The organism is Paenibacillus sp. J22R67 (assembly GCF_059692175.1).
Genome location: NZ_JCAUAX010000030.1, coordinates 1 through 13,844, shown reverse-complemented (window position 1 = coordinate 13,844; position 13,844 = coordinate 1). Strand labels below are relative to the sequence as shown.

The 13,844-nt window shown below is 44.9% G+C and carries 11 protein-coding genes, 22 tRNA genes and 1 rRNA gene; 30 read left to right on the top strand and 4 right to left on the bottom strand.

Annotated features, from left to right (window positions below; genetic code table 11):
- The 23 genes from rrf to AC58VC_RS38070 all read left to right on the top strand — a co-directional run.
- Window positions 1-103 (top strand): 5S ribosomal RNA (gene rrf / locus AC58VC_RS38180); the annotation flags it as partial.
- A gap of 49 nt (window positions 104-152) precedes the next feature.
- Window positions 153-229: transfer RNA gene (locus AC58VC_RS38175), tRNA-Ile, on the top strand.
- A gap of 29 nt (window positions 230-258) precedes the next feature.
- Window positions 259-334, top strand: a tRNA-Ala gene (locus tag AC58VC_RS38170).
- Between the two features lie 3 nt (window positions 335-337).
- A tRNA-Asn gene (locus AC58VC_RS38165) sits at window positions 338-410 on the top strand.
- A gap of 19 nt (window positions 411-429) precedes the next feature.
- A tRNA-Ser gene (locus AC58VC_RS38160) sits at window positions 430-518 on the top strand.
- A gap of 22 nt (window positions 519-540) precedes the next feature.
- A tRNA-Met gene (locus AC58VC_RS38155) sits at window positions 541-617 on the top strand.
- A 12-nt stretch (window positions 618-629) separates the two neighbouring features.
- Window positions 630-718 (top strand) — tRNA-Ser (locus AC58VC_RS38150).
- A 22-nt stretch (window positions 719-740) separates the two neighbouring features.
- Window positions 741-815: transfer RNA gene (locus tag AC58VC_RS38145), tRNA-Glu, on the top strand.
- Window positions 816-841: 26 nt separating this feature from the next.
- Window positions 842-917 (top strand) — tRNA-Val (locus tag AC58VC_RS38140).
- Between the two features lie 20 nt (window positions 918-937).
- A tRNA-Asp gene (locus AC58VC_RS38135) sits at window positions 938-1,014 on the top strand.
- Window positions 1,015-1,031: 17 nt separating this feature from the next.
- Window positions 1,032-1,107, top strand: a tRNA-Thr gene (locus AC58VC_RS38130).
- 24 nt (window positions 1,108-1,131) lie between these two features.
- A tRNA-Tyr gene (locus AC58VC_RS38125) sits at window positions 1,132-1,213 on the top strand.
- Between the two features lie 21 nt (window positions 1,214-1,234).
- Window positions 1,235-1,307 (top strand) — tRNA-His (locus tag AC58VC_RS38120).
- 14 nt (window positions 1,308-1,321) lie between these two features.
- Window positions 1,322-1,393, top strand: a tRNA-Gln gene (locus tag AC58VC_RS38115).
- A gap of 10 nt (window positions 1,394-1,403) precedes the next feature.
- Window positions 1,404-1,479, top strand: a tRNA-Lys gene (locus AC58VC_RS38110).
- Between the two features lie 19 nt (window positions 1,480-1,498).
- A tRNA-Leu gene (locus tag AC58VC_RS38105) sits at window positions 1,499-1,578 on the top strand.
- Between the two features lie 37 nt (window positions 1,579-1,615).
- Window positions 1,616-1,687, top strand: a tRNA-Gly gene (locus AC58VC_RS38100).
- A gap of 4 nt (window positions 1,688-1,691) precedes the next feature.
- A tRNA-Cys gene (locus AC58VC_RS38095) sits at window positions 1,692-1,762 on the top strand.
- 15 nt (window positions 1,763-1,777) lie between these two features.
- Window positions 1,778-1,863: transfer RNA gene (locus AC58VC_RS38090), tRNA-Leu, on the top strand.
- 21 nt (window positions 1,864-1,884) lie between these two features.
- Window positions 1,885-1,961: transfer RNA gene (locus AC58VC_RS38085), tRNA-Arg, on the top strand.
- Between the two features lie 5 nt (window positions 1,962-1,966).
- Window positions 1,967-2,045: transfer RNA gene (locus AC58VC_RS38080), tRNA-Leu, on the top strand.
- Between the two features lie 5 nt (window positions 2,046-2,050).
- Window positions 2,051-2,124 (top strand) — tRNA-Pro (locus tag AC58VC_RS38075).
- 13 nt (window positions 2,125-2,137) lie between these two features.
- Window positions 2,138-2,208 (top strand) — tRNA-Gly (locus AC58VC_RS38070).
- 200 nt (window positions 2,209-2,408) lie between these two features.
- Here AC58VC_RS38070 and AC58VC_RS38065 read toward each other — a convergent pair.
- Together AC58VC_RS38065 and AC58VC_RS38060 are read right to left on the bottom strand one after the other, a co-directional pair.
- Window positions 2,409-3,284, bottom strand: a complete 876-nt coding sequence (locus tag AC58VC_RS38065) for a carbohydrate ABC transporter permease (protein ID WP_497376677.1) — start codon at window positions 3,282-3,284, stop codon at window positions 2,409-2,411.
- A gap of 14 nt (window positions 3,285-3,298) precedes the next feature.
- Complete coding sequence (locus AC58VC_RS38060; RefSeq protein WP_497376676.1) at window positions 3,299-4,228, bottom strand: ABC transporter permease; 930 nt, start codon at window positions 4,226-4,228, stop codon at window positions 3,299-3,301.
- A gap of 226 nt (window positions 4,229-4,454) precedes the next feature.
- On the opposite strand from AC58VC_RS38060, the gene AC58VC_RS38055 reads away from it, so the two are divergent.
- The 6 genes from AC58VC_RS38055 (at window position 4,455) to AC58VC_RS38030 (ending at window position 10,763) form a co-directional block, all read left to right on the top strand.
- Window positions 4,455-6,719: a helix-turn-helix domain-containing protein gene (locus AC58VC_RS38055; RefSeq protein ID WP_497376675.1), complete on the top strand. Its 2,265-nt coding sequence runs from the start codon at window positions 4,455-4,457 to the stop codon at window positions 6,717-6,719.
- A gap of 218 nt (window positions 6,720-6,937) precedes the next feature.
- A complete protein-coding gene (locus tag AC58VC_RS38050; RefSeq protein ID WP_497376673.1) occupies window positions 6,938-8,419 on the top strand; it encodes an extracellular solute-binding protein in 1,482 nt (493 codons plus the stop codon).
- A gap of 118 nt (window positions 8,420-8,537) precedes the next feature.
- Entirely contained in the window at window positions 8,538-8,729 is a 192-nt protein-coding gene (locus tag AC58VC_RS38045) for a hypothetical protein (protein ID WP_497376672.1), read from the top strand.
- A 211-nt stretch (window positions 8,730-8,940) separates the two neighbouring features.
- Window positions 8,941-9,519 (top strand): TetR/AcrR family transcriptional regulator, encoded by a 579-nt coding sequence (locus tag AC58VC_RS38040; protein ID WP_161406612.1) that lies wholly within the window; start codon window positions 8,941-8,943, stop codon window positions 9,517-9,519.
- A 94-nt stretch (window positions 9,520-9,613) separates the two neighbouring features.
- The gene (locus AC58VC_RS38035) at window positions 9,614-10,054 is read left to right on the top strand and encodes a HEAT repeat domain-containing protein (RefSeq protein ID WP_497376671.1); all 441 of its coding nucleotides are present in this window, start codon (window positions 9,614-9,616) and stop codon (window positions 10,052-10,054) included.
- A 76-nt stretch (window positions 10,055-10,130) separates the two neighbouring features.
- Complete coding sequence (locus AC58VC_RS38030) at window positions 10,131-10,763, top strand: spore coat protein (protein WP_497376670.1); 633 nt, start codon at window positions 10,131-10,133, stop codon at window positions 10,761-10,763.
- 48 nt (window positions 10,764-10,811) lie between these two features.
- Here AC58VC_RS38030 and AC58VC_RS38025 read toward each other — a convergent pair whose 3' ends face one another.
- Window positions 10,812-11,561: a YqcI/YcgG family protein gene (locus AC58VC_RS38025; RefSeq protein ID WP_497376669.1), complete on the bottom strand. Its 750-nt coding sequence runs from the start codon at window positions 11,559-11,561 to the stop codon at window positions 10,812-10,814.
- Between the two features lie 62 nt (window positions 11,562-11,623).
- Window positions 11,624-12,211 (bottom strand): DUF1989 domain-containing protein, encoded by a 588-nt coding sequence (locus tag AC58VC_RS38020; protein WP_497376678.1) that lies wholly within the window; start codon window positions 12,209-12,211, stop codon window positions 11,624-11,626.
- Between the two features lie 175 nt (window positions 12,212-12,386).
- Between AC58VC_RS38020 and AC58VC_RS38015 the strand changes: the two genes are divergently transcribed.
- Window positions 12,387-13,460, top strand: coding sequence for an FUSC family protein (locus AC58VC_RS38015; protein ID WP_497376668.1), 1,074 nt, complete (start codon window positions 12,387-12,389; stop codon window positions 13,458-13,460).
- Window positions 13,461-13,844: the final 384 nt, after the last annotated feature.

The following is a 13,844-nucleotide window of genomic DNA, read 5'->3' as shown; positions in this document are numbered from 1 at the left end:
CGGAGGGGACCCACGCGTTCCCATCTCGAACACGACCGTTAAGCCCTCCAGCGTCGATGGTACTTGAACCGCAGGGTTCTGGGAGAGTAGAACGTTGCCAAGCAGTACCCCTTGTGGGTGTTTTTTCAACCCTTTGGAGTAGTCACAAATATAGGCCCTTAGCTCAGCTGGTTAGAGCGCACCCCTGATAAGGGTGAGGTCGGTGGTTCGAGTCCACTAGGGCCTACCATTTCTTTTTTGATTCCAGACAAGCCTTAAGGGGCCATAGCTCAGCTGGGAGAGCGCCTGCCTTGCAAGCAGGAGGTCAGCGGTTCGATCCCGCTTGGCTCCACCATATTCCCTGATAGCTCAGTTGGTAGAGCACTCGACTGTTAATCGAGTTGTCACAGGTTCGAGTCCTGTTCGGGGAGTCCTAACCCATAAATACTAGGAGAAGTGTCCGAGCTGGCCGAAGGAGCACGATTGGAAATCGTGTAGGCGTCACAAGCGTCTCGAGGGTTCGAATCCCTCCTTCTCCGTTTCTTATAAAATAGACATTATGGCGGCGTAGCTCAGCTGGCTAGAGCGTACGGTTCATACCCGTAAGGTCGGGGGTTCGAGCCCCTCTGCCGCTACCAGTTCGTTATATTGGAGAGATACCCAAGTGGCTATAAGGGGACCCTCTGCTAAGGGGTTAGACTGCGTAAGTGGTGCGAGGGTTCGAATCCCTCTCTCTCCGTTGGTATATTTTCATTAAGCATGGCCCGTTGGTCAAGTGGTTAAGACACCTCCCTTTCACGGAGGTAACAGGGGTTCGAGTCCCCTACGGGTCACCATTTTCACTTTAGAAGTTCATTCCCATGGAGGCTTAGCTCAGCTGGGAGAGCATCTGCCTTACAAGCAGAGGGTCGGCGGTTCGATCCCGTCAGCCTCCACCATTATTCAAATTTATAAATGTGGAGCCGTGGTGTAGAGGCCTAACATGCCTGCCTGTCACGCAGGAGACCGCGGGTTCGAATCCCGTCGGCTCCGCCATTATAACTAATGAATATGCCGTTGTAGCTCAACTGGTAGAGCAACTGACTTGTAATCAGTAGGTTGGGGGTTCAAGTCCTCTCGACGGCACCAGAATTGCAAAAGGTTTTACATCATGGAGGCTTAGTGAAGTGGCTAAACACGGCAGACTGTAAATCTGCTCTCTCCGAGTTCGGTGGTTCGAATCCATCAGCCTCCATTTCTTTATCTTTCTAATGCGGCGGTCGTGGCGAAGGGGTTAACGCACTGGTTTGTGGATCCAGCATTCGCGGGTTCAAGTCCCGTCGTCCGCCCATTACCTACCCATTGGGGATTAGCCAAGCGGTAAGGCAACGGACTTTGACTCCGTCATGCCAAGGTTCAAATCCTTGATCCCCAGTTTCTTTCATGAGTCATTAGCTCAGTTGGTAGAGCACCTGACTTTTAATCAGGGTGTCGTAGGTTCGAATCCTACATGACTCACCATTTGCCTTATTTACAGCATGCGCGTATGGCGGAATTGGCAGACGCACTAGACTTAGGATCTAGCGGGTGACCGTGGGGGTTCAAGTCCCTCTACGCGCATTATTTCCCAAAAATGTTTGGGGAACCCCATTATCATGCGGAAGTGGCTCAGGGGTAGAGCATCGCCTTGCCAAGGCGAGGGTCGCGGGTTCGAATCCCGTCTTCCGCTTTTTGGCGCTATAGCCAAGTGGTAAGGCAGAGCTCTGCAAAAGCTTTACCCCCAGTTCGAATCTGGGTAGCGCCTTCTGCCTTTAAGCAAGCCGGAGTGGCGGAATCGGCAGACGCACAGGACTTAAAATCCTGCGATAGGTGACTATCGTACCGGTTCAAGTCCGGTCTTCGGCATTATTTACCTCAATTTCATACGCGCCCTTAGCTCAGCTGGATAGAGTATTTGACTACGAATCAAAAGGTCGGGAGTTCGAATCTCTCAGGGCGCGCCACATAAGCCGGCGTGGCGGAATGGCAGACGCGCTCGACTCAAAATCGAGTTCTAACGAGTGGAGGTTCGAGTCCTCTCGCCGGTATTTTTCGGGACGTAGCTCAGCTTGGTAGAGCACCTGCTTTGGGAGCAGGGGGTCGCATGTTCAAATCGTGTCGTCCCGACTTTTTACATCATGCGGGTGTAGTTCAATGGTAGAACTTCAGCCTTCCAAGCTGGTAGCGTGGGTTCGATTCCCATCACCCGCTTTAAACAAAAGATCACCTCAGGGTGATCTTTTTGTTTTGAAGGGGAAAGGAAGAGAAGCCGCAGAGGGTTCGACCGTCCGTTAGGACGCGCGTCCAAATCTACCACTAGTTGCTTCCGTAGGAAGCATGTTCAATCAGGAATTGGAGTATTCCCATCACCAGCTTTAAACAAAAGATCACCTCAGGGTGATCTTTTTGTTTTACTCTTTTACAGAACCGATCAGCAATCCTTTAATAAAGTATTTTTGCAGGAATGGATAAAACAAAACAATAGGACCAATGGTTACGATGGCTGTGGCCATTTTGATGGATTCGCTCGGCAGCTGTGCGGTAGACATGGTTGTTGAGGAAGTCTGCATTTGCTGAATCATGCTGATTTCGGAATTTAATTTGAACAGTAAGTATTGCAGAGGGAACAACTGGCTCTTATCAACGAGCATAATCGCGTTAAACCAGTTATTCCAGTAGCCAATACCATAGAAAAGCGTAATTGTCGCAAGTACGGGCAGACTTAACGGCATAAAGATTCGAAAGGCGATATAGGCGTCGTTGGCTCCATCGATCCGAGCAGCTTCAGTTAAGGAATCTGGAATTTGCTTCATATAATTCCTGACGAGAAACAAGTTGAACGGATTAAACAAGAGGGAGGGGACGATGAGCGCCCACAGGTTGTTTTTTAAACCAAAGCCCGTGCTGATCATATACCAAGGTACAAGTCCAGTGTTAAACACCATCGTGATAAAGAAAAACATAGCGAGACTATTTCGGTATTTTAAATGCTTGGCAGATAAGGTATATCCCGCCATGGCGGTGATGATAACGGCTATGAATGTACCAAGCACAGTAACGGCGATAGAAACCATGTAGCTTTGCAGCAGTGGAGAGTTACCTGAAAAGAGCATACGGTAAGCGGCAAACGATAGTTGCTGAGGAAAAAAACTATATCCATGTGTCTGGATATAACGTTCATCTGTGAAAGATACGATCAGTACCAGTAGTAGAGGTAATGTACATAATAAGGATACGATGAAAATGAAGACCATATTAGCGGCGTCAAATAGCTTTACAGTACGCATGGCGGCTCCTTTCTTTAAAACAGAGAGTTATCAGGGCTTACTTTGCGAACGATCCAATTGACGCCAAACACAAGGATAAACCCAACGATTGATTGATACAGCCCAATGGCCATGGCTTGTGCAGGGTTACCGATGGTTCGCAGCGCCCGGAACGTGTAGGTGTCGATGACATCAACGGTTGGGTAAAGCAATCCGTTGTCTTTTATGATGGCGTAGATCATATCGAAACTTCCGTACATGATTCTGCCTAACGCGAGCAAGGAAAGAATAATAACCGTGGGCATGAGCAGCGGAAGAGTAATGAAGCGAATCTGCTGCCAGCGGCTGGCACCATCGATTTTGGCCGCTTCGTAAAGCGAGGCGTCAATGCCTGTGATAGCGGCCAAGTAGATAACTAGCGAAATGCCGACATCCTTCCATACATTGGTGGTAACCAGGATCTGCACCCAGTACTGCGGCGAGGAGTACCAATTGATGGGGCTTAAATCAAACATGGTCATTGTTTTGTTAATGAGCCCGTAATTGGTCGCAAATAAACTGTAAATCACATAACTGATGATGACCCAGGACAAGAAATGCGGAAACAGGATCGTGGATTGCATGATTTTTGAGAAACGGAGACTTTTCAGTTCACTGAACAGGATTGCTAATAATAACGCAAATATGGTACCGAAAATGATAAAGAAGAAATTTAGTCGGATCGTATTGAAGGTAACTTGCCAGGCACGGTCGGATAAGAAGAAAAATTTGAAGTTATCAAGACCAACCCATGGGGAGCCCCAAATACCCAGCTTGTAGTTAAATTTCTGGAATGCGATCAACATGTACGGGAGCGTCATGTACCCATAAATAAAGGTGTAGACAGCAGCAGGGACGACGAGCAAATAGGCGATATAATTCCTTCTTAGTTCCCGGAATAAATCTTGTTTTTTAATGGCGCTCATAGTGGTACGCTCCTTAGGTTGAAATAGCGAAGCAACTGCACCTCTTCACACTAGTTTAAAGTGACAAGCGAGTAAACTTTGAATATCTTTAATCCCGTTGTTTATTGGATAAATGAGCATTTCAATTTCTCGTTATTTTTATAATTTTCGGTAATTGAATTATTTAAAATTCTTTTCTTGCTATAATAAAACGATACGAAAACGGACGATCTGGGAGGAACAACGCATGCAAATGAGAAGTAAAATGCTGAGGCATTCCGCGTACCGAAAGCTATTTCTTAGCTTTCTTTTACTAACTTCAATTACCATATCTGTCGTTTGTATGACGCTGTACACGTTCTTCTCGATGAACGCTGTTAAGGAGGTTGGCAGCATTTCCAAATCCATGTTGAGTCAAACGAGTTATGTTGCCAACATCGTCAATCAGCAGGTATATGAAATCGGCAATCATTTGATTAACAATACTGACATTGTATCGACGATGTATAATCCAGAACTTGACCGTATTAAAGAATACCGCCTTGTGAGAGCGCTTTCTGACATTCAATCCGGCTATCCTTTTCTGAATTCTATCGGAATCTATAACGGGTACACGGACCGCTACATGAACACGAAGGGCATCACCCGGCAGGACGAGAATGAACTTTTACAAAATATTAATCACGAACGTGAGAAAAAATACAGTAAATTGTATCCCCGAACGATTCATGACCCTGTGTCGGGCCTTGACGTTAATGTATTAACTTTTGTACTGCAACCAGGGTATAATTCCTATTTGCCAAAAAAGGGCGCTATCGTCATCAACATGGAAGAGAAGTACATACAGAAATTAATTCAAGGCATGAAAAACAACAGCTCAAACTTTATTATGGTGACAGACGATCTAGGGACGATTTTCTCCCACAGTGATGGGGCGCATTTCCTTGAAAATAATGTCAGGGATAAGTACATAAGCGATACAATTCATTCCAAAGAAAGCAGCGGTAATTTTACAACGGAGATCGATGGGGAGAAGCATTTGGTCAGCTTCGTGAAATCGAACGAATTAAATTGGTATTTCATCAGCGTTAATCGTTATAAGGATTTGTTAGCTAATCTGAATTATATAAAAGGGGTCGTGCTTGCCATAGCATTGTCAATGTTTGTGTTATGTATGGCCGTATCACTTTGGCTAACGAATCAGATGTACAACCCGATGGAAAAACTGCTCAGGAAAATGATGTCAGTGTATAAAAATGACGATTTGGACACTACCAAGAAAGTAAACGAATATTTGTTATTAGATGAAGCCTTTCAAAATATCGCTGACAAGATAGCATTTATGGGTCCAGCGCTGCATATTGCCAAGAAAAGTTACCTGCTCAATTATTTTAAAGGGAGTCAAGTAGACTTGAGTAATCAGTATCGCGAACAGCTGCGAGGACCGTATTTCCTAGTCATGCTGCTCAAGATTGATGACTTTGCAGATTTCAGTAATAAGCACTCGGAGAAGTCACAATCCTTAATTCGATTCGCGGTATGTAACATTGCCCAAGACTTGACGGGTATGGAGGCTGTGGTCGTGGAGGCAGATGAAATCGGTGTTTTGGGGCAGTTGGAAACAGACGTTCCTCAGACTGAGCTCCCTAGATTGGTTGGAGAAATTCAAACGAATGTGAAAAAGTTTTTCAAGATTTCTGTAACTGCTTCAATTGGCTCTATCGTTCAAACTGACGCAGATATTCGCAACTCGTATGCTCATGCCAAAGAAGCGTTGCAGCAGCGTTTTTTTGCTGGTAAAGGACAGATGTTTACATATGCTGAGGAAACTTATGAAGCCAAAGAGGAGTTTAAATATCCGAGTAATTTGGAAAAAAGGCTCATCGAAGCCATACAAATCTCTCATCATGAAGCTGTCCAGAGTGAGATGGAGGAATTAATCCAGTATGCAAGCCAACTGCCTTATGACCAAGCACTGTTATGCTTAAATCAGCTGATTATCTCTATGTATATCCATTTTGACTTGTCTGCTGTTGGAAATCATGAAGCGAAGCATTTCATTGAAATTGCAACGAGTCTGACCAATTATGAATCTCTACATGAAGCGGCTTTCGAATTAGAACAAGTGTGCTATAAGATCTGCGACAACATAAAAGCGAAGTCGAAGGGCCGCCAGAACGATATTGTGGAGGAGATCAAGGAGTTTATCGATCGAAACTATGCGAAGCCCGATATTTCACTCGAGGGTCTCTCTGAACAAGTGCAGCTGACACCGGGATATTTCGGGAAACTGTTTAAGGCTTACTGCAAGATGTCTTTTAATGATTATTTAAAGCATGTACGGCTAGAGAAAGCAAAGGAATTACTGCTGGAAACAAACGAATCGGCAAATACGATAAGCGAGAAGATCGGTATTTATAATACGACCTATTTTTACACATTGTTTAAGAAGAAATATGGGGTTTCTCCTGCACAGTTCCGATCTGATGCTCTGGGTGAGAAGTTAGGGTGATGCTATTTTCTAATTTGTAAATGAATCCCCTAAATTTGAAATCGGTAAATCTCTTTTATTTGAAGCGATTATAGGTTTTTTAAGTTTACCTATCATGTGGGTGGCGGCTACGATGGACCTGTCATATAAATTGGTTTATAAGGAGTGGGTTCAATTTGTACTCAAAGTCCAATAAGTTCAAACGTTCTTGGATTTGGCTGCTTTGTATCACTTTGATCATGTCGATACTTTCTGCCTGCACGAAGTCAGCAGACCCAGCAGTAAGTACACCAGCAGATCAGTCTGGATCTAAGGCTGGAGGAACAGAGAAACTCATGGTGCGCTACGTGATGCCGGGTACGGCGCCACAGGATCAAGCTATGGTGGAAGAAGCGATCAATAAGAAGCTTGCGCAAGATGGTTTAAACCTTACTTATAAAGCCATTTACATTCCATGGGACGTTTGGGATCAGAAAACAAACCTCATGATGTCGACCGGCGAGGAATTCGAAATCATTCACATCATGCATGACCTGAAAGGCCCTAACGTCCTCGCAAGCAATGGGGGTATCATTCCAATTGATGATCTGCTTGCCAAGTACGGAGCTGATCTTAAGAAAAGTCTCCCTGATTGGGTATGGGGCGCTGCCAAAATCAATGGGAAGACATATTTTGTTCCGGATTTCTGGACGGATACCGCGAATGCAGATGGCATGGTTACCTTTAGAACGGATCTATTAAAGAAGAACAACCTTCAACCGCCGAAATCGCCGCAGGAGCTGCTCACGGCAGCAGAAACAATTAAGAAGAATTGGCCTGAGGACAATAAGGACGTCTATATTCGTGTATTAGCGGAAGAAACACCTGCCTATCTACACACAACGTACGACACCTATCCATTTGCCGTATTCCAAGATTTGATCTCCGTTGATCAGCAGGGCACTGTGAAGCCATGGATCGAAACACCGGAATTTAAGAAGGATACACAATTTTTTAGAGATGCCTATTTGAAGAAATTAGTGAATCCGGACATTTTGACGGTACCTAAGGAAGTATCCGCTAAAGAAGAAAGCAATGGTAGAATTCTGTTCCGGGAAGGCGAAGGAATCGGAGGATCGAAACTGCTCGCTGAGAAAGTCCCGGGAGCCGAGCTCGATATGTATTATTTAAACGATAAGCCGAAATTCCGTTCTTACGGGGTGCGAAACTCTAACGGGATTTCCGCAACTAGTAAGCATCCGGAAGCGGCGATTCAGTTCTTGAATTGGCTGAATCTCAAGCAGGAGAATTTTGATTTAGTTTTATACGGCATTAAAGATACACATTGGAAAGATGGCGGCGCCAACAAAATGGAGTTGCTGAAAAAGGATGATAAGAACGCACCTGCTTATCAGCTTCAGTTTTGGATGCTGGGCAACATTCAGATGGGCAGATGGACTCCAGATACGCACCCTGCCTATGTGAAGGCCAGAACCACGGTTGAGCAGAATGCAGTAAACAGTGTTGTTGTTGGCTTTAATTTTGACGCGAGCAAAGTAGGCGTTGAGTACGCGAATTGCTTGGCTGAGCTGAAAACAAGTATTTATCCGATTAAGCTGGGGCTTGTCGACTACGATAAGGCATTTCCGGATGCCCTTAAGAAAATGAATGCTGCAGGCTTGCAAAAGGTCGTTGCCGAGTATGACAGACAGTTCAAAGAGTGGCAGAAGAGCAATAAATAATGGTAATAATTAAACTATCCGAAACGAATATAAATGACTAAGACAAACAGACAAGCATGGGCGAATATACATATACGGATTCATCAAAAGTTGATTTTCAACTAGGAGGTGTTTCGGTATGGTTTTTTGGATAATCGTCGTTGTCATTGTTGTAATCGGTTTGTTAATCTTGGTTAGCACGAAGAGGAAATCCGCGGTAGAGTCAACAGCAGTGAAAACACATAAGGAGTGCTCCTACTGCAATGAGGAAATCGAAATCGATGCGGCAGTTTGCAAGTACTGCAGGGGGATTGTCGTAAGCTCTAGCTAGCTCGATACTGATAAAAGCAAAACTCAAAACCCTGAGGCGGCCTGCCTCAGGGTTTTGAGCATGAATGCTGTGTTGCGGCATTCGCAGTGTAACGGTTCGAACATTCATATAATATTAGACCGATGGTCATTTAATGAATTGAACAAACATGCAGTTTCCTCTATACTTGGAACATACAGCGTATACATTAGCGATAAACGGAGATGACCCAATGAACCGTGAGGAAAAAAAGCGGGCAACGCGCAAAAAGATCATAGACACAGCGCTCGAACTATTTGCGGAGCAAGGTTACGAAGAGACTACGGTTCATCAGATTACGGAACGAGCTGGTGTGGCGAAGGGAACGTTTTTCAACTATTTTGCCACGAAGGAAGAAGTGTTCTGTGATATTCAGACATTCTGGGCGTCGACTGAGTTCGTTAAGCTGAAGGATAAAAGCGGGCCGATTCTCCCTCATTTACGGGAGTTCCTTATAGAATTGGTAAGGCTTGTGCCGTATACTAGACAGCTTGCCCGTGCGCTATTTCAAAGCAATCTTAGTAACGAGAAGTCACTGTCCAATCAGCTGGAGATGTTGGAAGAGCTGAAAGTAGTGCTCATTCCTCTAATAGAAGAAGCACAGAAACGAGGGGAGTTCTCAACGGTCTTCCCGGCAGAAATGATCGCGGATCAAGCCATTCAAACTTATATGGGTGTATTAATTACCTGGGGAATGGGGATGGGCGATGACAAGCTTAATACCCAAATGGCAGTCAGTTTCGAACTATTTTTTCGAAGTCTGCAGCCGTAAGTCCATTTCATTGGCGCTTAGCCCCAAAAAAGTGTAACATCATTGTAGTAAAAGAACATGCGCAAATTGCAGCAGTCGAAGGAGCTTGAGTCAGTTGAATATAGAATTAAACAATGAAGTGCCAGCTAATTTTGAAGAGTTAAAAAAATCCGCGAATCGTTCCTCCAATTGGAGAGAACGTCTGGATGCTGTTGAACAGTTAGGTCAATGGAATGATCAACAGAGCATAAATATTTTGACCCGTATCCTAACTAACGATGCCGTGTATCCCATTCAAGAATTAGCTTATCGCAAGCTAAAAGCATTTGGGGAAGATGTCCAGCTGCCGCCGCGGAAAAAAGGGGATTTGGTCAAAGGAGCAGGCAAGGTGTTCGTGCGTATTAAAAAGAGCCTACCGGAAGGTCATAGCTTTGAAGCATTCAAAGAAAAGCTCCAAAAAACCAGAACGGATGTGTACGATACGTACGAAGGGGACAAGGGTGCTGACTTTGATAAGTGGCTTGAAACCACTTGGGCCTCGCTGCTGCTGAAGTAGGAGAAATTGTATAATTTCCGTCATTCTAACTCATATTATCGAAGTTACCAATCCATCAATTAAAGGAGACTTCGAGATGCAGCAGCAAACACCATATAACAACATGAATCAAATGGCACCTAACATGAACCATGGGGGACATGAGCTCTTTGATTTGCACGAAGTGTTAGCTTGTTCCATTAATGTACTGGATCAGTTTATGATTTTCAGACAGTTCGTCCAAGATCCTGAGCTTCTGGACATTTTGGACCATCAGTACAGCTTTACGCTCTACCACTACAATTTAACGGCAGAGTGCTTTACTACGGGACAGAAGCCGAGCGAAGAGACGCAGACCTACATGATAAGGAATCTGTCTCAGCCCATCTATGGGATCAAGCCTACGCAGCCCAAAAAGCCGAATCAATCGCTGGCTGATGTGAAGGACGCTGGTATTAGTGCGCATATGCTGGGGCTTATTAAATCTCATGCCTCTCTATTGACGATGACTTCCGTTGAGGTGACGAACCCTGCAGTTCGTCGTGTACTAGCCTCCCAGGTGCAGAATTTTATCGAGATGGCCTATGAGATTTTCTTGTATCAGAATAGAAATGCCTACTATCAGGTTCCACAGCTTGGGACTTCGGATATGCAGAAAATGCTGAATACCTTCGTCCCGGCCCAAGGCATGCCGCAGATGCCTCCAAATAATCGGGAAACGATTCATTAAAAAAAGATAACCAGCTTCGGTCCGCATAGGCCTTGGCTGGTTTTTTCATTACTTCTTTTTCATGGCCATAGAAGCAAAAGGGCATTTAGGAGCTATACTTTCATCATCACGCAGGAAATATTGCTCCCATTCCAGATTGTCTGCCTGACCGTACCATTTGAGTGAGGGATGTGCGGGAACGCCGTCGTACTCGACTAGTTTTTGGCGAATTAGGTTTTTCATATTGCGTCCGAAAGCGGTTGAATCATTAATTTCTTCGAAAACCCATCGGGGCTGGAAGGTGATTAGAAAATAAGGCGTCCTTCTGCTTCGGCGAACTTGATGGGCAGGTGTCCCGCAAAAGGCGAAGTACGGATGGCCACTATAACAGAACTCCCATGCATGGTGGGAGGGATCTTGAGGAATGTGTGCGGGCCAAGGAACCGGATCTGTGGCGCTTACCCGGCTCAAGACGGACCAGAAGACTTGCTCGTAATCTTCCACGGTGAATTCAGCCACCATGTCTTCCGGCGTTTCGAAAAATAGTACAAGCGAAGCAAACCGGCCGGTATCACGGGAGCATTCGCCGTATTGTTGCAGCAGCTGCGCAGCTTCTTCAATGGCTTGATCAGATCTGGGATCTGCTGCAAAACCGAACCGCAAGCTGTCGGTGAGAAAACCCTGCCGCCCTGGTATACAGGGGTACATCCGGTCTTCATCCGCAATCATATGCCCGAACTTGCGAAAGGCATCTTGCTGCCAATCAGGCAGCTCACCTACATAGCGATCCAGCCAACTTTTGGATTTCAAATGAACCATAACCAAACCCTCCTTCTTCCATTCGGAGCATAGTATGCTGAGTGGAAGAGTTGGGTGAATGCCTACATAATCTCGATGTCAATAGGTGTGCACTTGAACCCATTACATGCGCTCTCGGAGCACGGACAAGCAGACACAGCTATGATTAAATCCATTTCCGCTCGAAGTTCAATATAATCTCCAGCCTTCGATAACGGCCTCTCTATCGTGATTTCCCCTGATGGTTCTATGATGGTATTCATAAACAAATTAATGGGGTAATGTTGGTCAGGGATGGGAATTGCGAACTCGGCTAGGGCCTGATTCAGGTTATGATAGCAGCTTGCATGGTCTTTTTTACTATAGAGCACTTCATACATTTCGCTGCGGCAAGCTGGATTAATGAAATCATGCTGACCTACGCGATCAGTTACTAGGGTTAGCATTGGCTTGTATGTATTGGTATAAAGCAGGTCTCCTGGCTTCAATTTCAATTTATGAAGGGCATCCATCGTAACTCCAGGGTCCAAACGTTCTCTAAAATCGTCTACACGATAGGCGACAAAGTCGGCAACCTGCTCGCCTTCTACGTCGGTTATTCTAACCGTTTGTCCTTTGCTGAGCTTAAATCCAAGCCCTTGTGTGGGCGGAATTCGCCATTTTTGTTTGATCATAGAAGCCTCCAGCCGAGTTTATGGAAATTACTTTAACAGTATGGCTTCCGCATGGGACTGTCATGCAAGTTGACTGGCAGAATCGAAGCAGGGACTTAAGGAGTTACTTTGCATCAATCCCTTTACCTGTGTAAGATAATAGGGAATCAATATTTGGGATGAGGGGGATTTCATGGTTTTCGGTGCGCGTGTTTGGAAAACGGGTATCGCCGTTGCTTTGGCCTTATACATAAGTGCCTGGCTTAATTTTACTCCTCCTGTCATTGCCGCTGTTGCTGCCATTTTTGCTATGCAGCCTTCGATTTATCGTTCGTGGCGCTACTTTTTAGAGCAGCTGCAGACGAATATTCTTGGTGCGGCATTGGCACTGTTGGCGGGAATATTTTTCTCAAATAATGTCATTGCAATTGGCATTGTCTGTATTATTGTCATTATCATCAGTCTTAGAATGCGTATGGAAGAAACAATAGGTCTTACTTTGGTTACCGTTGTAGCGGTGATGGAGGCTTCTGGAGAGTGGGAGTTCGCGCTGAATCGGCTGCTTCTTAGTTTAATTGGTATCGGCTGTGCCTTTGTAGTGAATATTCTCTTCTTCCCGCCCAAGCCGAAGGAGCAGTTCGCTGCACAGATCCAGACTATTTTCAGCAAAATGTCACTCCTCCTTCGCACCGTTATCTCCAATGAAATGAAGGAAACTGTGTTTCGTGAGGAAAAAGAAAACCTTCGCAGCAGTCTGAAATCCTTGTCGGAAAAGTACAGGCTCATGGAAGAAGAGATCAAAAGGCTCAAAGGCAAGGGGAATGGCTTCAGCCGGATTCGCGAGCTTGTTGTATACAAACAAAAGCTGCTCGCTATGCATAAAGGATTAGAGGTTCTTGAATCCGTAGATGAGCATTACTTTCAGGCGGCTCGAACGGAAGCGATTGACGACTATTTTGATCAACATATGGAAAAGCTAATTAAGTTTCACGAACATGTGCTGCTGAAATTCGATGACAAACTGAAAGATATCAGCTCGGAAGGCATGGAGATGGAAGCTGAGAATGATCGGTTCATGACGGATCTCATTGATCGATATACGAAACAGCCGCAAGGACTGCTGCGTTTATCCGTAGTGGCTGCTGCCATGTATGACTATGGCCATCAAGTTGCTCGGTTGGATAAGCTTGTCGAGTATGATCATCGGGGTGAAAATGAAGAGAGAGAACCCCTGGAATTATTGCTTAAAGGTATCAGGTTAAAATAGTTTTAGTAAAGAACCCATGGAGCCTCATAGCTGTCAGATAATACTGGGGCTAGGAGGTTCTTTTTATAAAATGCAAGGACAAGGGTTGCATTCCAAAATCGTATGTGCTATATTATGATTCTTGTTCCAAACGGAACGGGGCGCAAGCAGAAATAAAGATCTGAACGTGTTGAATATCTTCACGAATGGATGTAAAAATTAAAGCTTGCAATTGAAAAACAGATATGGTATATTACTTTTCGCTGCTTCGGTAACACGGCAGAGAACGAAAGCAAATTGATCTTTGAAAACTGAACAACGAGTGAGTAAGCACAGTCGAGTAATCGACTATAAATGAGATGAATAATCTCGCTAGCAAGTCAATGAGTACAATTAAGCTTTTCT

Bases quoted from the DNA above. Each gene is read 5' to 3' on its own strand.
- AC58VC_RS38025 (WP_497376669.1), bottom strand. From the start codon at position 11,561: ATGGTTCATTTGAAATCCAAAAGTTGGCTGGATCGCTATGTAGGTGAG.
- AC58VC_RS38030 (WP_497376670.1), top strand. From the start codon at position 10,131: ATGCAGCAGCAAACACCATATAACAACATGAATCAAATGGCACCTAAC.
- AC58VC_RS38045 (WP_497376672.1), top strand. From the start codon at position 8,538: ATGGTTTTTTGGATAATCGTCGTTGTCATTGTTGTAATCGGTTTGTTA.
- AC58VC_RS38065 (WP_497376677.1), bottom strand. From the start codon at position 3,284: ATGCGTACTGTAAAGCTATTTGACGCCGCTAATATGGTCTTCATTTTC.
- AC58VC_RS38050 (WP_497376673.1), top strand. From the start codon at position 6,938: ATGTCGATACTTTCTGCCTGCACGAAGTCAGCAGACCCAGCAGTAAGT.
- AC58VC_RS38060 (WP_497376676.1), bottom strand. From the start codon at position 4,228: ATGAGCGCCATTAAAAAACAAGATTTATTCCGGGAACTAAGAAGGAAT.
- AC58VC_RS38040 (WP_161406612.1), top strand. From the start codon at position 8,941: ATGAACCGTGAGGAAAAAAAGCGGGCAACGCGCAAAAAGATCATAGAC.
- AC58VC_RS38055 (WP_497376675.1), top strand. From the start codon at position 4,455: ATGCAAATGAGAAGTAAAATGCTGAGGCATTCCGCGTACCGAAAGCTA.
- AC58VC_RS38015 (WP_497376668.1), top strand. From the start codon at position 12,387: ATGGTTTTCGGTGCGCGTGTTTGGAAAACGGGTATCGCCGTTGCTTTG.